Source organism: Methylobacterium sp. J-059, assembly GCF_022829485.1.
Classification (GTDB): domain Bacteria; phylum Pseudomonadota; class Alphaproteobacteria; order Rhizobiales; family Beijerinckiaceae; genus Methylobacterium.
This window is the reverse complement of sequence record NZ_JAKSYA010000167.1, coordinates 1-17,627: the sequence shown is the minus strand read 5'-3', so window position 1 is coordinate 17,627 and position 17,627 is coordinate 1. Positions and strand designations below refer to the sequence as shown.

Genomic DNA, 17,627 nt, shown 5'->3' with positions numbered 1-17,627 from the left:
GCGACCGCTTTCACCGGCTTTGTAAAGAAGGAGTTGTCACAATATCTGACAGAGGGATCGTTAAGGCCCTCCCTATAATCGCTGCCGAAGTTGCTCTTCTTGAATGCTCGAAGGTGCGTCCAACTCTTCTGCGGACACCAAAATCTGTATTGGCTAGCTCCAGGGCGTCCTCGAGCGGCGAGACCAAACGTCGGGGCGGTCGGCAACGTGGTATCCCTACGTCGGGAAAGCCAGAAATCTCTCTGCGCAAGATGCCGCCTGTGTCGACCTTCTGGAAATGGTGGAAGAAGTATCGTGCATCGGAACGTGCCCCATGGGGGCTAAAAGACAATTATGGAAATTGCGGCGGTGTCCCGCAGCCTGTATGCACGGAAGCCTTTGCTGTTTTGCAGCAGATGGCCGTTGATTATGGGACCCGCGAGCAGCCTTCAAAGGCTCTGCTCCTTGAGCGGATGCGCAACAGGATTTTCGCACTAAACCAAAATCGGGCAGACGACGTCAAAGTCGTTTGTCCCTCACGCAAGCAACTTTACGACCATCTAGCCAGCCTGCAGAACATCCGTGTCGTTGCAGGGCGGAAAGGTGGTGATGCTGTTCGTCGCAAGTGCAGCCCTATCAGTCAAGGCATGGGAATCGTCCTGCCTCTTGAACGCGTCGAGATGGATCATTGGGAGGTTCACCTTCAGAGCGTCCTCGTGGCTATCGGGTTGTGGGACAGGCTCAGCCGTAACAAGCGTCGAAGCATCGGCCGGATGCACCTTTGCGTCGCCATCGACGTAGCTACGAAGGTGATACTCGGGATGCACCTGTCCGAGACACCGACCTCGGCCGACGCCATCGCGGTCGTTCAGGCCATCGTGAGCGACAAAAGCCCGTTCGCTGATGCCGTCGGGGCGGCTTTGCCGTGGGACATGCATGGCACACCGGAAACGATCGCGACCGATGGAGGGTCGGCGTTTACAGCCGACGATTTCGGCTTGGCTGTCGCAAGTCTTAGGTGCGATCACATCATTCCGCCCGGCGGCGTGCCCAGCCTGCGCGGTACCATGGAGCGGTTCTTCAGGACCGTTCACATGCGGCTGATCTCGCGGTTCCACGGCAGGACTTTCGAGAACATGCTCGTCCGTGGGGATTATCCCGCTGAAAAACTCGCCAACCTCGACACGCGAGACCTTGCCTGGGTGATCGTTCGCTGGGTCGTCGACGTATATCATGCCAGCAAGCATGACGGTCTCGGCGGGGTGACGCCACGCAACGCGTGGCTGGAAGCCGTTGAGCTTTACGGAACCACGCCGCCGCCCGATCCGCATGTCCGGCGTAGCATCTTCGGTATTCCACTCGTCAGGACCCTTAACCAAGAGGGCATTCGCATTCTGGGGGTTCGCTATTGGAGTGATACCCTTGTCGAGGAGTTCTTCGACCGGGGAATCGTAGAAATCGAGATCAAGCTTGATCCGGCCGATATCGGAGAAATCTCAGTCCGCATCGGACGGGATTGGCACGCGGCGCGATGCGTCCGGCGCGATGTAGCCGGCATCAATGTCGAGACCTGGATCGAGGCCGCATCCGAGATGCGCCGTATCAGGGGCGAACAGGCTGACTTTAACGTAAACGTCGTCCGGGATGCCGTCGACGCTATCGAGATGGTCGGAAGAGGCGCTGCGGATCGCGAGGGCATCGCCAACCCGACCCTGACAAGTGATCAGATCGACAATGTCGAGCGAACCGCTCTGCTTGGTTTCTCGATCCCCGATCCGATCGCCGAAGCAGCTGCCGAGGACATCGACGGCCTCCTTGCCGGCGGCATACCCGTCACAGGGACGGCAGGGCCCCTGCAGGCACCTCTTGAGCCCAAGACGCCGCAAGCGCGTCGTCCGCCCGAACTCATCCAGGACAACCCCGACGATACGGACGACAACATCTTCGATTTCGAGGATTAGTCATGACCGAGCAAAATCCCAAACTCCCCGTTTCCGCCCGGGAGTACCTGAGACTGTTCCTTTGTCAAGGTGACAGTACCCCTAGTGTAATGGAGAAGGTGCGCCGTCGCTATATTAAGACCAAACGTGACGACATCCTACTTGCAGCATTCGACAAACTGCTGACCGACCTATGCGAGAGGCCTGATCCCGGACGCCGAGACAATAATTGGGGTGAGGCTGGCGAAGTAAATCTGTTGCTGGTGCTAGGCCCGAGTGGGGCCGGCAAGACACGCAGCCTGAAGCGCCTTTTCTCGACCCATCCCGCGCTACGAAACGCGAAGGGGCAGCAGGGACCGCTGATATCCCTCTCCGCACCAAGTCCATGTGGGGTAAAAGAACTCGGCAAGGCCATCCTTAAAGCAACTGACTATACCATCATGCGAACACACGTCGATGGGCCTGAGATCTGGGGCATGATTCGGAAGCGCCTCCCGCTGCTCGGTGTACTACTCATTCACATCGATGAAGCTCAGCACGGAACCCAGATTCGGGATCACACTGAAAAGCAGAAACTGCTTAATTCTTTGAAGGCACTTATGGTCGATCGCGGTCATCCAGTCGCCTTTATACTTTCCGGCCTCCCAGAAGTTGCCGATTTCATTTCAATGGACGAGCAGGTCGCCCGGCGCGCCGGATGGATCAGCGTTCATTCTGTCTGCTTGCCGTCTGATACGGTCATGCTGACAGAGGCCCTGAAGTCTTTCGCAAACCTAGCCAAGCTCGATGTATCGGCGAATGAGGTCACGCGGCTACTGCCTCGTCTCGTACACGCAAGCGACAACCGCCTGGGCATACTGGTCGAGGAAATCCATGGCGCCATCCGCTATGCCCTCGGTGTTAAGGCCACGGAACTCAAGGTGATCCATTTCGAAAAGTCGTTCGGGGAGAGGACGGGCAATCTGCCTCAATGGAACCCCTACGCCAGGTCTGACTACAAGGCAGTCGACGTTTGGCGGATGCTTGCCACCCGGGACAAGCCAGATCCGGCGGTGACGAAGAATCGCAAGTCCGTCCGCTCCAGCGAAACGAAGGGAGATCGGTCGTGATCGGCCCCCTTCGCCTAACGGTCCCACATATGCCGGACGAGACAGCCACCAGTCTCCTGTCGCGTCTGGCGGCTCGCAATGGGCTCACCACTGCCTTGGGTTTCTGCCAGGATAACCTGCTGAGAGCACAAGCCGTAACCGACGGTGATCCGACCGCGATTAGCCGCCTGGCTGAACTTGCCGGCGTCGATCCGAATCCCCTGTTCATGAACACCTTCCCTCGGACCAGCGATGGGGCTCAGCACCTGGGCAAGGAGCGCATCATGTCGCGCTGGATGGCTCGAACGCGCCTGCGGGTATGTCCAGCCTGCCTGCTGAGGGATGCTTCCACCTCCAGCCTACTTCCTGATGCGGCAATGTATGGGCGAACCTGGTGGGAGATCGTATTTATCCAGACGTGCCCGCTTCACAGTTTGCCCCTCGTGGATCTCGCTGCTGAAAAATCAACGATTCACGATTTCGCCGCCTCCATTCGCCCATATGCCCCTTCACTCAACCGCCTGGTCGCTAACACCGAACCTAGGGACGCGACGGCACTGGAGAGTTATCTAATCCGGCGCGTTCGGGGGCAGACCGGCGAGGTCCCTCTCCTCGATGAAGTCCAGGCCGCTGTGGCCAATCGCTTCTGCGAAGTCCTAGGAACCGTTCGCCTGTATGGTCCCAGCCGGCGTTCGCATAAGCTCAACCAAGCGCAGTTGCGGACAGCCGGCGCAGCGGGCTTCGGCATGGCGACGGAAGGCGAGGACGCCATCCGCATCTTCATGTCCGATCTCGTCCGCGATGGTACCGCTAACGGACCTGTCAATGGCGGTGCGCTATCGGCGCTGGGCGCGCTTTACGCTTGGTTCTCGGATGCTCGGAGATCTAGCGATCAGGAACGCCTCTGCAGCATGGTGCGAGACGTGGTGTCTGCGAACATGCCCATGAAGGCGGATGCCGTTCTCCTAGGCGCCACTATTCGTGAAAGGCACCTGCATTCCATCCGTACCGCGTCCATCGAGACGGGCGTGCATCCAAAGCGCCTGCGCAAGCTCCTGCATGCCGGCGGCTACATCGGCGACGACCATGTAGGCCGTCCCGACAACCTCGTGACGTTTCCCGCAGACCCCTGCGCACCGTTCCTGGCCGAACTATCCGGGACCAAGGGGCTCACGAAGGTGGCGGTTTATATCAACGCGCCGCGCGTCCAGGCCCAACTCCTGTTCCAGGCCGGATATCTTCGCCCGGTCTACCCGCGTGGTGAGTCCTCGAAGCGGCTGTTGGCGTTCAACGTGAAGGAAGTCGATGCGCTGATGTCTTCTTTGATGGAGGGGGCCGAGGGTATCGATCATGAGGTCGAAGGGGCATTCTCCATTCCACGCGCTGCGAAGAGGGTTCCCTGTGGTGCGATGGACATCGTTCGCCTCATCCAGGATCGTCGTGTCCCATGGGTCGGGCGTTGCCTGAACGAAGATGGCTATCTATCGATCCGAATTAAGCCGGACCAAGTGCGGCCTATGGTTTTCCGCGGCATCGGGATCAGTGTCCACCAAGCAGCGCAAGACTGAGGGTGGATTACGTTGTGGCTCGAAATATTATCATTGCCGTAATTAATATTAGTCGGAGAAAATGCATATGAAATTAATATAAATGGCGGAAATATTTTCGATTCTGCGTAAGTTTATGAGTTTATTACCTCATAAATTACCCTCAAGGAAATACATCGAATATTTCATTGGACAATCTGGCGATTAGGTCGTTTTGAGTGCTGATGGACTACATCCAATCGCGTATAGATACTAAATTTGAAATATGTACTGTCTGATAAGCGATGTCGAGTACTTTTTTTAGAAAGACATCAATAAGCAATTCTGGTCCGTAATGCAAAATCCCCGGTTTGACCGGGATTTTTTATACCCTGCGCCTTCAATGTCTATAAGCTTACAATCAAACTTGACCTGTCGCCGCGACCAAATCCAACTGCCGACCAAAATTTTATATAGCAAAATCAGCAACTTAGCATGGATTTTACAACCAAACTCAAATGCTTTTTACAGCGCAGGTGTAGCGTGAGGCAAAAGTTGATCATCCTTCTTTCGTGAAGGACCGCCGCTGAGGGGCATAAGTTGCTTAATCGCTACGGGGCGTAGCTTGAGGTAAAAGATGGTCAAATCTACCCCTAGTTAAAATTTACCTCGGGGAACGATTTGTAGGACCTGCAGCGAGGCCGGGTGTAACGGAGAGGGGAGTTTGGGCCCAAAAAGAGGGAGGATTGGACCCTCGTCATAGGCAAGTTTGGACCCAGCCCCCTCCAAGGCTGAATTCGAGGGAACGACACAAAGTCGAAAGGCCACTTCAAGCCTCATGGTGAAGACACCTGAAAAATCACCCTGAGTTTGGCGTGAAATCACGCTTCGGTGACCGCCGGCAGTAGATCGATACCGCCAGTAGTAGGCGGACCCACCAGGCTCTTCGGCAGGGTCTGCCGTGTCGGGCCCCATCCACTAACTGGTCATCCGAGGACGTCAAAAAGACGTCCTCGGGCGATGCCTGGAACAAACCGGGTACGGTCAAGCCTGGCCGACGGGAATGCTTCGTCTCCAGAAGGGGTGCGAACATGACGTTTACAGACACCCCGCCTCCTCGAAGCGAAGGAAGCGCAGGCTCGCCTCGGCTCGGCTTAGAGCCCGTCCGATAACATCCGGCAGGGGTTGAGTGGCCGGGATGGCGGTGATTCCAGAAGGGTGCTGAAGCCTGATCTGGATGTGCCATGTGGACCCCGACCACTCGCCGGCAGCATAGCCGTTCGCGCCTGCGCTACGAAACCGACCTGACCGATGCGGAATGGGCCGTGATTGCGCAGCTGATGCCGGAGCCGGCCTCGTGCGGTCGGCCCGCCATCTGGACGATGCGCGAGATCTGGAACGCGATCTTCTACGTGCTGCGGGGCGGCATCGCGTGGCGAATGATCCCGAAGGACCTGCCTCCGCGCAGCACGACGTTCGGCTACTTCGCGCGCTGGCGCGACGAGGGCCTGTTCGGTCGGATCAACCATCACCTCGTCATGGCGGATCGCGAGCGGGTCGGTCGAAGCGCCTCGCCCACCGCTGCAGTGCTCGACAGCCAGAGCGTGAAGACCACCGAGAGCGGCGGGCCACGCGGCTACGATGCCGGAAAGAAGATCAAGGGCCGCAAGCGGCAGGCCCTGGTCGACACGGACGGGCGTGCCCTCGTCCTCGACCCGCAGTCCGCCGACGTGCAGGATCGCGATGGGGCCGGACCGGTGCTGCGCCTGTCGCGGCGGACCTTCCCGTTCATCGCCAAAGCCTTCGCTGATGCAGGCTATGCGGGCGACAGGCCCGCGACCGCCACGATCATCACCGTCGACATCGTGCGCAAACCCAAGGATCAGGTCGGCTTTGCCGTGCACCCGCGCCGATGGGTGGTCGAACGCTTCTTTGGCTGGATCAGCCGCAACCGCCGCCTTTGGAAAGACCCGGAGGCGACCCTCGCCTCGGCCCAAGCCTTCCTCTACGCCGCTGCCGTCATGATCCTCGTCCGAAGGCTCGGCCGAGCGTCATGACTTATCGGACGGACTCTCAGAGAGCCAGTGCACGAACGAACTGGATGCACTCGCGGCGCTTTTGTTCGTCAGAGATGCGATCGAACAACCGTAACAATTCGGCAGCTTCGATCGAAGGATCGGTCGCGCGAGCCGCTTGTGGGTTGGTGAACGCACTGACGGGCATTTCTAGGGCGTCAGCGATTCGGTGCAGGGCGTGACAGGTGGCAGGCAAGACCATCGCTTCAAATGAACCTCTGCGCAATCTTGAGCCAGGGGGCGAACTGCGCAATGACAACCCCTCACAAGAAGTTGTCCCATATGCCGCGGAGACAACCTCCCAATAGTGAGTAGGTTTGCAAGGTGACGTACCCGGGGTCTCGCTCTCAGCGGCATGCGTCTTCGGCATAGCGATATGGGGGAACGTCTTGAGTTCAATAGCTACGAGCGATCCCGCTCTCAGGGCAGCCGGTATCATTGGTATTTGGAATACCAATGTTCCAGCAGCGTTATCTGTCCTTGACGAAGGCGCGGCCCGACTGCTCGCTGGCGACGTCGATCTCGCTGGACGACCAATACCCCTCAGCATCGCTCTGGGGCGCACGCACCCGGATGATCGGGATTGGGTGTTCGACCGCATCCGCCGCGTGCGGGAGACGGGCGGTTCAACATCGACCGAGTTTCGCATCCTGACCGAGACCGGCGACGTTCGCTGGATCCTCAACCGTGGCTTCCTGGCGCCTGACGCGAACGGCGTGATGCGCGGCTGCGGCGCCTACATCGATACGACCGACAGCCATCGGGTTCCGTTCATTTCTACGGAGGCGAACCAAATCACCGAGGGCGATCCGCTGATTGAGGCTGTAGACCGCTGCATAGGCGCACGCAACGCAATTACCCGAACTGGAAATCCAGATTTACTACGGCTCTCAAATTTGGTTCTGCTCGAGATCGGTTGTGTTTTAGCTGCGCGCATGAGGTCTTAACGCTTAAGTTTTTCAAATTGCAAACAGAACGTACTGTTTACCCAACGATCCACTTATGTGAACAGTATGTGCCTCGCATGCCTGGTGGCCGGTCCGCTATGGGCCGTGTGCGGTTGCCGCCGCCACGTCCGCTTCGATGCATTCGCCGTCCCGGAGCAGACCGGCGGAAATCCACCCCAAGCGGCCATTCGGCTACTGACCCTGATAAGACGTAGCGGCTCAACATCCGGCGAACCGAAAGGGGACGCGTTCTCACGTCTTCGTTTTGAGGCTGTCATGCTCGTGGTTGGCCGCCTCGATCGCCGCACCGTTGTCGAGTGCCCACGCGCAGAGCGCCTCGAAGGGTTGGCGCAGGGAATGGCCAAGCGGGGTGATCGCATACTCGACGCCGATGGGCGCGGTCGGTAGCACCGTCCGGGTCACCATGCCGTTGCGCTCCAGCCGCTTAAGTGCGTCCGCCAGCGCCTTGTGGGTGATGCCATCGAGCCGCCGCTTGATCACGTTGAATCGTGCCGGCCGCGGACAGAGCACCGTGAGGATCAGGATTGTCCACTTATCGGCGATCTTGTCCAGGACTGGGCGGACCCGTGCCATATCAGCGAGAGCGCACGCGGACAGGACATCGAGATCAGTATCATCGTCCATATCTAGGCTAACCTAAGTGCGTTCTTGATAGCAGATATATGCCGTGTATCTCATGTGCCGTTGCAGATGAAGGGATGCCGCGATGGCTCGCATGGTGGACAAGGTTGCGCTCGTGGTCGGCGGGGCGAAGGGCATCGGCCTCGCGGTCGCCGAGCGGCTGGCGGTCGAGGGCGCGTCGGTCGTCTTCACCGGGCGGCGCGCCGATGAGGTCGAGGCAGCAGCCGCGAGGATCGGGCGGGGTGCGCGTGGTCTTGTTGCAGACGCAGCCCTACAGGAGGATTTGCAGCGCGTCGTGGCGACGGTACGAGAAACGCATGGCCGGATCGACGCGCTGGTCCTCAACGCGGGCATTTCGGAACCTGCGACCCTGCGCGACGCGACGCCCGAGCATTTCGACCGGCACTTTGCGGTCAACGTCCGTGGGGTCGTCCTCGGGTTACAAGCGGCGCTGAGTGCGATGGAGCGGGGTGGGTCAGTCGTGCTAATGGGGTCGATCGCCGACGCCGCAGGCATCACGCCCTACGGGACCTACTGCGCGACGAAGGCGGCGCTGCGCTCCTACGCGCGCACATGGACAGCGGAACTGGCCCCGCAGGGCATCCGCGTGAACGTGGTGGCCCCCGGCCCGACTGACACCGCCATGATGGCGAGCGTACCTGAGGAACAGCGAGCTGCACTGATCGTACCGATCCCGCTGGGACGCATGGCGCGTCCTGAGGAGGTGGCGGCGGCCACGCTGTTCCTTCTGAGCGACGAGGCGAGCTTTGTCGCAGGAGCCGAACTGTGCGTCGACGGTGGGATGCGACAGATCTAGGCCCTCAATCGCAGTTTCAACCTGTCCGCTTCGGCCGGTTTGCATCTCCGAAGCGAACCATCTCGACCTCAAGTCAATCGTAGAGCAGACCGGCGGGTCCCGACCCATACGAGCCGTGCAGAGAATTGTCCGGACATTCCGAAAGCGGTCGTTGTTGCCAGGTCGTTGGTCGATGAGGTGGGGCAATCGACACCGACGACACTCCACCTCAGCGCTACACCGAAATCCCGCGCTTACGTCGTCTGTCCACCGTCCACATTCAGGATGGCCCCGGTGACATGCCGGGCTGAAGGACTCGCCAGGAAGGTGACGGCGGCGGCGACGTCCTCTGGCGTTCCATACCGGCCGAGCGGACTGAGGCTACGCTGAAAGTCGGAGAACTCGCCGTTTGCCGGGTTCATGTCGGTATCGGTGGACCCGGGTTGGACCAGATTGACCGTGATGTCGCGCGATCCAAGTTCGCGCGCCAGGCCGCGCGTGAAGGAGTGCAGGGCGGATTTCGTCATGAAGTAGATCGCACCCGCGTCGCCGACGATGCGTTCGGCACCCGCGGAGCCGATCGTCACGATGCGCCCACCTGCGGGGAGATGAGGAATGGCGGCCTGCGCCGCGAGTAGGGGGCCCCGCACGTTGACGTCGAACAGGGCATCGATCGTCTCGACGCTGACCTCCGCAAACGTCGAGTAGAGCGCGATCCCAGCATTGTTGACGAGAATGTCCAAGCCCCCGAGCGCCTGGACGGCTTCCGCCACCGCCCGTTTGACCGCCGAAGGGTCTGCAAAATCCGCCTGGATGGCAGCCGCCCTGCGGCCCTTGCTTTCGATCGATTTTACCACTTCCGCGGCACGGTCTGCCGAACGCTCGTAGGTGATCGCCACGTCAGCGCCCTTCTCGGCGAGCGCGACCGCGATGGCAGCACCTATTCCGCGCGAGGCACCCGTGACGAGGGCACGCTTCCCAACCAGTTCCTGCATTGCCGGACCTTTCTGTATCGTTCGACACAGAAATGGCTAGGAGAGTTGGCGATTGGGGTCAAGGGATTTATATATCGAGCGATGCAGAAACCGGATCAGAGACCAGAGCCCCCCGGAGCGCATCAGGTTCGAGGTCGTGGGCGCCCTCGTGCGTTCGACCGTGAGGCGGCGCTTGCCCAGGCGACACGTCTGTTCTGGTGCAAAGGCTACGAAGCAACATCCATCACCGAACTTACGGAGGCGATGGGGATCGGATCGCCGAGCCTCTACGCCGCCTTTGGTTCGAAGGAAGCGCTCTATGCCGAGGCGCTAAGCCACTACGTCCACACCTACGAGGCGCTCGTATGGGGGCGGTTCCGGACGGCGAGGACGGCCCGTGAGGCCGTCGAGGCTTTTCTGAAGGACTCTGCAGCGGCCTTGACGGGCTCGGTCACCGACATTCCGCGCGGCTGCATGGTGACACTGTCCTCGGTCGGGAATGAGGGCCACGCCGAACTCGGCGATCTCGTGCGCTCGGCACGCGCCGGTACGCTGGAGAGCCTGCAGGCGTGCCTGGAGAGGGCTATGGGTGAGGGCGAGCTCCCGGTCTCCACCAACGTACGCGCTCTTTCCCGCTTCGTGCAGACCGTTCAGAACGGCATGTCGATCCTGGCCCGTGATGGCGCGAGCTGGGAAGAGTTGGACGCGGTCGCCGATATCGCGATGGCTGGCTGGGACGCTCGAATTGCCAAATCTATGGTCGACGACGTCTGATCTACTGGCCTCTTCCCGAAAGCAGACCGGTGACAATTCACCCATCCTGGCCGTAGAGCGGTCCGGCCGATGTCGACCCAACTCGGTCGTCGAGCGGACGGGCGGGTCCCGACCCAACCCGGCCGCCTGGATCGGCATGGGCGCTTCCCATAAGCGGTCATTGCTCGGCCGCCCGGCAACTTCGGCTAGGGGTGGTAAGCGGACCCTGGCTCTTCGTCCCGAAGCAGACATCTCGCGCGCGAACTGGTCCGTAGGCCCAGCAATGGCAGACAGCCTTGACGGGTCGATCAGGAGGAGCGTTCTACGGGTTTCGTCCGGGGCATGGATAGGCGGCCCGGAAGGCCTGTCGCATCGGCACGACGTAAAAAGCTGTCAGCTCGCTGGGATGCTGGATGACGTACAGCGAGAAGGCCGTCACAGCATCGATCAGTTTGACCTCGTTCGACGGACAGATGAAGTCACCCGCGATCTCCGTCGCAAGCATCGTCCGAACTGCTCCTAGACACTCGCCGAGATGCCGCATCGTATCTGCATCGTTCCGTGAGTAGCCTTTACGGGCAAATTTGATGAACTGGTTGCAACCGTAGATAATATCTTCAGTCTTGTCTCCGGCCGAGCAACCAAATGCTGGCGACGAGAGAGCCATCAAGACGCAGGCCAAAGACATGAAGTGGCCGATTTTCTCGAAGTTTCTCATGCATCAATACGCGCTTTGAGGGCGTGATCTTCATCGGGGTCGCAATTCGCGGGTTTACATTTTTGATCTTATGCGGTTAAGTTTTAATTAAGCAGCAGGGCTGGTCACGATGTATTGAAGAATAAGATGCTGGTTGGGATTTCTGACTATCCCTTAGCAAGGCTTTCATATCCAGCAGTCTAGTTGCTGCGCCGGACCTCCCTGGGCGCGGGATCGGATTGCATGCCACGTCGAGGCCGAATGGATTTTCGTCGTGTCCGAGCTGCTGGCTGGAGCGTCATCGCGCGTGGCCAAGCGTTCAAGGCCGACCATCGCGGCGGCGTCGCCGTCATCTTCAGTCTCACCGCCGTGGTGCTGCTCGGTCTCGCAGGCGGCGGTATCGATTTTGCCCGCCTCGCAAACCGGAAGGTTCAACTTCAGTCGGCGACCGACGCCGGCGTGATCTTGGGCGGTAACACCCTGAAGCTCGCCGCAGCGAACGGCGGCTCCGTCACAGCTGTCACCGAGCAGAAGATCCGCTCCGACGCCCAGCCCGTAAGCGGGACGCCTTTCTCCGTCCAGGTCAGCGTCGGTGCCGATGGCACCAGCGTCTCCGCGCAAACCCAGGAAACGGTGACGCTGATCTTCGGCAAGTTCCTCGGCAAACCGACCGCCACAATCAGCGTTCATGCGCAGGCGTCCGTCGTGGGTAAGACGCGACTTTGCGTCCTGGCACTCGACCCAAGTTCGGCCGGCACGTTAACGGTTCAGGACCACGCATCGATGACTGCATCGACGTGCTCGGTCTACTCGGACTCGACGAGCGCAAGCGGCGTCACGCTCCAGAACCAAGCCACCATCTTGGCGACCAGCATCTGCTCGGCGGGTGGGAGTTCCGTGAGCACCACGATCCCGCCCCTTCCAGGGCCCAAATCCGGTTGCCCCAGCTTGGTGGACCCCTTGGCTGGGCGAGCACCGCCGCCGTCCTCCAGCTGCACGTACACGAACACGGTCGTGACCACCTCGCAGACGCTCTATCCGGGCACGTACTGCAACGGATTGAAGGTCACGAAGGGGGCAGTGGCCACGCTGGCGCAGGGCATCTACGTCATCGACACGGGTCCCCTCACCGTTGATGGCAACGCCACGCTGACCGGATCGTATGTCGGCATCTACCTCAAGAGCCAGCAGACGACGCTCAACTTCACACCCCAGAGCATCATCAACCTGACGGCTCCGAAGGACGGTGCGATGTCAGGCCTCCTCATCTACGAGGATCCCACCGCTCCGTTGTTGCGCGAGCACAAGATCTCCAGCGGCAATGCCCGCCAGCTGCTCGGCACGATCTACATGCCGCGTGGAAAGCTGACCGTGGACTCCGCCGGTATCATAGCCGACCTGTCATCCTATACGGTGATCGTATCGCGCCAGCTCAAGGTCGCCAGCAGTGCCAATCTCACGATGAACGCCATGTACTCGGCCAGCGATGTTCCGGTTCCGAGTGGCGTAGGCAACATCGGCGGACGCCTGCTTTTGACCCAGTGATCGCAGCACCGTCCTCGAAGCAAGGTCTGCGGCGGGTGCCGTTCTTCATCTGCTTCGGCGCCTGAATGCAGATTTGGTCCTAGGTCGACCACAGTCCGCTGCCCGGGCGGGCTAATTGGCACACTCAGCGATGCCGTTCGACGCGAAGCGCTCGAGCCGTGGTCCGGGCTTATCAGTCTCACCCTCCAATCGAGCCAAGCGGGCGTTGATAGCCTCGATCCACTCCGCATTGGTACACGTGATCAGGAGGGGTTCGAGCACGGCTGCGAGATCGCGAGCGAGCGCGTCCCGGCTCATGCCGCTCAATTCGCCACCGCCCTCCTCAAAGGCTGTGGCGACACTCTCCGCTATAGCGAGCGCCTGATCCGCTCCAGCGGCGTGCCCTATCTCGCCACTCTCTTGAGACCGTGTCGTCTCCATCAGTTCACCCTAAAACACTGCTTTCCGTCGATCGCTTCATGAACCACGACGGCCCCAAAACCGTTGCAGGGCGAATTCTGCCTCCGTCGCAGAGGGGGCTACAGAAATACCTGGGACGGTGCGTCCGTGCCATGCAAAACGGCCGCTCACAAAAGAGCGCCAACGGCTCCAGATTACATCCTAAATGACACCGAGCTTTTTATGAAATGCGATGATCGTGAACAATCTTCCCGTGCCAAGGTTATATCTACGCTAAGCCCTAATTTGGGTAAATCTCGTGCATCTTATTCATGTGTTCTTGATGACCCTCGCACTGGCCGCTGCGACCCCTGCCTTGGCCTAGAATACGACGACCAATCCTGGATCGAACAATGCGGGAATGGCTAACCCGCCCACCAGATCCGACCACGACGACCATCATGATTACGGCTGGATCGGTCTCCTTGGGCTTGCCGGCCTCGCTGGCCTCGCCGGCCTGCTGCGCCGCAATCATCGGGTCGTTCCGGGCACAACCAACAACGTTTCGGGCACCGGCACTGGCCGCCTCTACGCCACTAATCTGTCGATGAAATCTTCCCAGTGTTGCGCTCATCCAAGGGTCGTGACACTGGAAGGATGGGTTAGGACAGTTCGTTACTGGAACAGGCGTAGGATCGAGCCAGGTTTTCCCTTGTATGAACCACCTGCACGAAACGGTCCGTCGCCTTGTCAGCCTTGCAGGTTCCTATCGCCCCGGCGCCATCATCGAAGCTGAGCAGGTGGTCGACACCTACCTTGCATCCTTCCATGGCTATCGCGCGCGTAGAGCTGCCATGGACCTCTTAAGGGATCAACTCGCCTGCCCTAACTGCCGATCTCACAACCGCGGTGGTTTGTTCGAGCAAGTCGAGTTTCACCTGCAGCGTACGCTCCAGGAGATGGTGCGTCTATTCCAGTAGGGTTGCTCGAAAAGCGCACCACGAAGCTCGGACTGAATGCCGAGAACACGGCCTTTGCGCGGCTACGCTCTCGCCGTCGGGCGGTGCTGACCCTCGCTCGCGCGGTTCGACGTTGTCGTCACCGGCGGGCGTCTTTTTGCCGGAAAGCCACCGGCCGTCCTGCTGGCGAGTCGATCAGAGTTGAGCGAGCTGCGGAAGTTCCTTGCTCCCGCAGCTTGATAGTAGGGTCTAAAACACACACGAGCGGTCTATCTGCAAACGAACGTGATCCTTGTTCGCGAACGCCTCCAGCTCGCTTTGGCGGCATGCGATACGATCGTCATCAGGATAGGCAACCATCCTCGCAGGGTCCGAGTTTAAGGTAAGTATTGTAGGAGGATTTAATGTCGTCAGATACCCTTGCCGCCAACTTTGGTTCTCTCAAAGGAGCGCAGTCGGCGCGTGAGCGTTTGGCAAGCGCAGGCTTTGGTCGTAACAGTATCGATATTGTTCAGCATGGTGATGAGTTCGAAGTATCAGTCCGCGCACGTCCAAAGAATCGTTCCAGAGCACGTGCAGCATTGAATAACAAGACTATGAGTCATCTGGCGGACCGCAATGGCCTACTTAGTTTTATTGAGGGAAATATGAAAGTTTCTCTTGGGGTAGCCGTACTTGCCGGAATGGCACTTCATCACTTGACGCGTGATTGAAAGCACAACAACTTGGGCAGGCATTGACCTAGTGTGACACAAACTTCATCGGCCCGCATTAAATGAACACAGGCCGGCTGCCCGCCGTTATCAATCCTCGCGCCATCGAGCAGCCTGCGTGTGGACGTGCCCGCCTTCCACAAAGGGTCGATAGCAACCTGAACGATCTGTCGGATATCCGACCTTTTTGTGGGCATCAGGTATGGATCCACCTTGGCTCGCCGTTATTGCAGAGCGGAGAGCAGGGGTCGATCCAGGGCGCTCCCGACAAGGTCTGCTTCTTGGTACTCAGCAGAACAGCCCTCACGACGCGACCGGGTGGAGCGCGACCCACAGGTTTTTGATCGCGCCAAGCTTCACCGGCCCAGAGTTCTGGCTGCTTCGATCCGTTCAAACATACTGGATCCTGCTCGGAACGTTCGTGCATCCATCGCAGGAGGGGGGCCCTATCACCACGTGCGTCCGAGACAGTCTCAGAACTTGCGTATGACGGGGCTCGCCTCGGGGGTCCCATCCTTGTCCTGGTAGATCGGTACCGTGACCCGCAGCCAGCCGCGCGTCTCAAGGCCGGCGTAGTTGCGCTGGACCACGTCCCGCGTGACGTAGGCCTGCAGGTTCACCGGCCCGAAATTGTAACCGACGAGTGCGCCGACGGCGAACTGGCCTTGACGGGCGTAGGCGGGATTGCCGGTCGGTAGGTCGGTCGACCCGAAGGCCACCGGCCCGACCTCCCACTTGCCGAAATGCTTCGTGGCGGTGAGGTCGAGATTGAGGAAGTCCGGGTAGAACGTGCCAGTGGGAGACCGCGTGTCGAAGAAGGTGCCGTAGAGGAAGTTGCCCGTCAGGTTCCACCCGTCGCCATTGTAGGTGATGGCGAACCGTTGGTGCAGGACCGGGTTCTGGATGACGATCTTGGTGTCGCTCGGGAGGTACGCGCCGAGCAGGTAGCTGAAGTTGAGGTTGTTGCCGAGCTTCCAGGCGACCTGGGCGGCAAGCAGCGTTTGCCCGAACCCGCTCTGGTAGGCCGAACCCCGCGTGCTCGATGCCGTGATGGGCTGGAGCACGACGAACTGCAGCCGCCCGCCGACCACCTCGGCCGGTGTCGCCCAGATGAAGGATGGCAGGTTGATGTTCGAGTCGGTACCGCGCGGGGTGATGTCGCGCGAGCCGAAACTCGACGTGTCGATAAAGTAAAGGCCGACGGGCAACGGCGCGCCGGGAGCCTGCCCCACGGTCTGTCCAGGTTGCGCCGAAGAGCCTGCCATCGCGGAGATGCCGGCCAACCCGTAGGTGAGCGAGGCGGCGATGGCAGCGATATGGGTCGCCCAGATAAGCCTAGCTGTCGTCATTCTGCAGTCCAAACCTCGCCGTCTTTGGATCAGCCTTTATTGCATGCCACCGCCGACTAAGCGGCCTTCCCGTGCGTAGAATGCAGAGTTGCGACGCGAGCGTAGCCATCCGGCAACAACCGATGCAGCGAAGGCTCGCTTTCTCGGGTGCTTCAACTGCAGGCGATGGAAAGGCTCGTCGAAGCCGCTCCCGACCGGCAGATTTCGCTGAACGACCCGGACGCGCGGGTGATGGCTACGAGCGGCAAAGGGATCCGCCCGCTCATGTCGTCGTCCTCTCGGTCGACGATCCTTCGACAGGCTCAGGATGAGGAGAGCCAGATCCAGGCGCTCGCCCGCACGCAGGCCCCATTGCCGATGAAGCCGGGCCACCCGACGACGCGCACCCACAAATACAAGCGACACGGGACGACGACCCTGTTTGCCGCTCTGGACGTGCTGGAGGGCAAGGTGATCGGCCGCTGAGCGGACAGCCATGTACAAACAGGGGCCGTAGCGCTTGGAACCTTGGGCTTACGGTCCCGTCGCCAGCGATAAAGGGGCCGGGTCCGAAAGAGTCATGTCCCGCTCAGCCTCACGTTCGCCTTCGTCACCTGCCAGTGTCCTGACACGGTCGACGCCGCGCACCCGATGCATCGGTGCGGAACGGTCGTCTGCCAGCTCCTGCATAGCCGAGCCCGTCTGACCGCATGTCGCTGCGTCCCACTTCTCCCTACCCCGCCTTCCTCTCGGGCGGCGGGCACATGGGTGCGCGGATGCGGGCTCATGATTGGTCCGCCTCGCCGCTGGGCTGGCCCGAGGCATGGCCGCAGTGGCTGCGCTCAGCCGTGAGCCTGATGCTGGGTTCCAAGTTTCCGATGTTCGTGGCCTCGGGCCCTAATTTCGGCTTCCTTTACAACGACGCCTACTCCGCGATCCTGGGCGACAAGCATCCGGCCGCCCTCGGACAACGCTTCCAGGACATCTGGTCCGAGATTTGGTCGGATCTCCTGCCGCTGGTCGACGCCGCCATGGCGGGCGAGGCGACCTGGGCGGAGAACCTGCCACTCACGATGAGGAGGCGCGGCTACGATGCGCCCGGGTGGCATCGGAGGATCCCCACCGTCTCCCCCCAACCGATGACCGCGCCCGTCGTAAGCGTAGCCCCGGACGTCGACCGTTCAGCGACGGCCGTGGACGACCATCGCGAGCAGGTATCCGATGGCCCCGGCCATGGCCGCAAGCATCAACGGGGACTCCTTGGCGTAGTCCGTCACCGTATCGGCG

Annotated in this window: 14 protein-coding genes and 3 pseudogenes; 13 read left to right on the top strand and 4 right to left on the bottom strand. The window is 60.3% G+C overall.

What is annotated here, in order from left to right:
- Positions 1-260: 260 nt before the first annotated feature.
- The 5 genes from MKK55_RS29245 (at position 261) to MKK55_RS29125 (ending at position 7,555) form a co-directional block, all read left to right on the top strand.
- Positions 261-1,940, top strand: coding sequence for a Mu transposase C-terminal domain-containing protein (locus tag MKK55_RS29245; RefSeq protein ID WP_243938257.1), 1,680 nt, complete (start codon positions 261-263; stop codon positions 1,938-1,940).
- A 2-nt stretch (positions 1,941-1,942) separates the two neighbouring features.
- Complete coding sequence (locus tag MKK55_RS25250; protein ID WP_243938256.1) at positions 1,943-3,028, top strand: TniB family NTP-binding protein; 1,086 nt, start codon at positions 1,943-1,945, stop codon at positions 3,026-3,028.
- A 29-nt stretch (positions 3,029-3,057) separates the two neighbouring features.
- Positions 3,058-4,575, top strand: a complete 1,518-nt coding sequence (locus MKK55_RS25245) for a TniQ family protein (protein WP_243938254.1) — start codon at positions 3,058-3,060, stop codon at positions 4,573-4,575.
- A gap of 1,202 nt (positions 4,576-5,777) precedes the next feature.
- Entirely contained in the window at positions 5,778-6,590 is an 813-nt protein-coding gene (locus tag MKK55_RS25240) for an IS5 family transposase (RefSeq protein ID WP_243938252.1), read from the top strand.
- A gap of 335 nt (positions 6,591-6,925) precedes the next feature.
- Positions 6,926-7,555 (top strand): PAS domain-containing protein, encoded by a 630-nt coding sequence (locus MKK55_RS29125; protein ID WP_313898984.1) that lies wholly within the window; start codon positions 6,926-6,928, stop codon positions 7,553-7,555.
- A gap of 252 nt (positions 7,556-7,807) precedes the next feature.
- On the opposite strand, the gene MKK55_RS25230 is transcribed toward MKK55_RS29125, so the two are convergent.
- Complete coding sequence (locus MKK55_RS25230; protein ID WP_147727950.1) at positions 7,808-8,200, bottom strand: winged helix-turn-helix transcriptional regulator; 393 nt, start codon at positions 8,198-8,200, stop codon at positions 7,808-7,810.
- Between the two features lie 82 nt (positions 8,201-8,282).
- Between MKK55_RS25230 and MKK55_RS25225 the strand changes: the two genes are divergently transcribed.
- On the top strand, positions 8,283-9,014 hold the full coding sequence (locus MKK55_RS25225) for an SDR family NAD(P)-dependent oxidoreductase (protein WP_243938248.1): 732 nt from the start codon (positions 8,283-8,285) through the stop codon (positions 9,012-9,014).
- A gap of 233 nt (positions 9,015-9,247) precedes the next feature.
- On the opposite strand, the gene MKK55_RS25220 is transcribed toward MKK55_RS25225, so the two are convergent.
- On the bottom strand, positions 9,248-9,988 hold the full coding sequence (locus MKK55_RS25220; RefSeq protein ID WP_147727949.1) for an SDR family NAD(P)-dependent oxidoreductase: 741 nt from the start codon (positions 9,986-9,988) through the stop codon (positions 9,248-9,250).
- An 81-nt stretch (positions 9,989-10,069) separates the two neighbouring features.
- Between MKK55_RS25220 and MKK55_RS25215 the strand changes: the two genes are divergently transcribed.
- Positions 10,070-10,741, top strand: a complete 672-nt coding sequence (locus MKK55_RS25215; RefSeq protein ID WP_243938246.1) for a TetR/AcrR family transcriptional regulator — start codon at positions 10,070-10,072, stop codon at positions 10,739-10,741.
- A 301-nt stretch (positions 10,742-11,042) separates the two neighbouring features.
- On the opposite strand, the gene MKK55_RS25210 is transcribed toward MKK55_RS25215, so the two are convergent.
- On the bottom strand, positions 11,043-11,438 hold the full coding sequence (locus MKK55_RS25210; RefSeq protein ID WP_243938244.1) for a hypothetical protein: 396 nt from the start codon (positions 11,436-11,438) through the stop codon (positions 11,043-11,045).
- A gap of 240 nt (positions 11,439-11,678) precedes the next feature.
- On the opposite strand from MKK55_RS25210, the gene MKK55_RS25205 reads away from it, so the two are divergent.
- The 4 genes and pseudogenes from MKK55_RS25205 to MKK55_RS25195 all read left to right on the top strand — a co-directional run bounded on the left by MKK55_RS25205 (position 11,679) and on the right by MKK55_RS25195 (position 15,012).
- Positions 11,679-12,962 carry a TadE/TadG family type IV pilus assembly protein gene (locus tag MKK55_RS25205; protein WP_243938242.1) on the top strand — a complete coding sequence of 428 codons (1,284 nt, stop codon included), beginning with the start codon at positions 11,679-11,681 and terminating at the stop codon, positions 12,960-12,962.
- A gap of 781 nt (positions 12,963-13,743) precedes the next feature.
- Positions 13,744-14,136: pseudogene (locus tag MKK55_RS29240) on the top strand (WGxxGxxG family protein); the annotation flags it as partial.
- Positions 14,057-14,320: a hypothetical protein gene (locus tag MKK55_RS25200; RefSeq protein WP_243938240.1), complete on the top strand. Its 264-nt coding sequence runs from the start codon at positions 14,057-14,059 to the stop codon at positions 14,318-14,320. The pseudogene MKK55_RS29240 and the gene MKK55_RS25200, both read left to right, overlap by 80 nt.
- A gap of 383 nt (positions 14,321-14,703) precedes the next feature.
- Positions 14,704-15,012 (top strand): hypothetical protein, encoded by a 309-nt coding sequence (locus MKK55_RS25195; protein WP_243938238.1) that lies wholly within the window; start codon positions 14,704-14,706, stop codon positions 15,010-15,012.
- Between the two features lie 473 nt (positions 15,013-15,485).
- On the opposite strand, the gene MKK55_RS25190 is transcribed toward MKK55_RS25195, so the two are convergent.
- On the bottom strand, positions 15,486-16,361 hold the full coding sequence (locus MKK55_RS25190; RefSeq protein ID WP_147841138.1) for a transporter: 876 nt from the start codon (positions 16,359-16,361) through the stop codon (positions 15,486-15,488).
- Positions 16,362-16,667: 306 nt separating this feature from the next.
- On the opposite strand from MKK55_RS25190, the pseudogene MKK55_RS25185 reads away from it, so the two are divergent.
- Positions 16,668-16,823 (top strand): annotated as a pseudogene (locus MKK55_RS25185) (IS630 family transposase); the annotation flags it as partial.
- A gap of 227 nt (positions 16,824-17,050) precedes the next feature.
- A pseudogene (locus tag MKK55_RS25180) lies at positions 17,051-17,627 on the top strand (hypothetical protein); the annotation flags it as partial.

Bases quoted from the DNA above. Each gene is read 5' to 3' on its own strand.
- MKK55_RS25250 (WP_243938256.1), top strand. From the start codon at position 1,943: ATGACCGAGCAAAATCCCAAACTCCCCGTTTCCGCCCGGGAGTACCTG.
- MKK55_RS25245 (WP_243938254.1), top strand. From the start codon at position 3,058: ATGCCGGACGAGACAGCCACCAGTCTCCTGTCGCGTCTGGCGGCTCGC.
- MKK55_RS25240 (WP_243938252.1), top strand. From the start codon at position 5,778: ATGTGGACCCCGACCACTCGCCGGCAGCATAGCCGTTCGCGCCTGCGC.
- MKK55_RS25230 (WP_147727950.1), bottom strand. From the start codon at position 8,200: ATGGACGATGATACTGATCTCGATGTCCTGTCCGCGTGCGCTCTCGCT.
- MKK55_RS25225 (WP_243938248.1), top strand. From the start codon at position 8,283: ATGGCTCGCATGGTGGACAAGGTTGCGCTCGTGGTCGGCGGGGCGAAG.
- MKK55_RS25220 (WP_147727949.1), bottom strand. From the start codon at position 9,988: ATGCAGGAACTGGTTGGGAAGCGTGCCCTCGTCACGGGTGCCTCGCGC.
- MKK55_RS25215 (WP_243938246.1), top strand. From the start codon at position 10,070: ATGCAGAAACCGGATCAGAGACCAGAGCCCCCCGGAGCGCATCAGGTT.
- MKK55_RS25210 (WP_243938244.1), bottom strand. From the start codon at position 11,438: ATGAGAAACTTCGAGAAAATCGGCCACTTCATGTCTTTGGCCTGCGTC.
- MKK55_RS25205 (WP_243938242.1), top strand. From the start codon at position 11,679: ATGGATTTTCGTCGTGTCCGAGCTGCTGGCTGGAGCGTCATCGCGCGT.
- MKK55_RS25200 (WP_243938240.1), top strand. From the start codon at position 14,057: ATGAACCACCTGCACGAAACGGTCCGTCGCCTTGTCAGCCTTGCAGGT.
- MKK55_RS25195 (WP_243938238.1), top strand. From the start codon at position 14,704: ATGTCGTCAGATACCCTTGCCGCCAACTTTGGTTCTCTCAAAGGAGCG.
- MKK55_RS25190 (WP_147841138.1), bottom strand. From the start codon at position 16,361: ATGACGACAGCTAGGCTTATCTGGGCGACCCATATCGCTGCCATCGCC.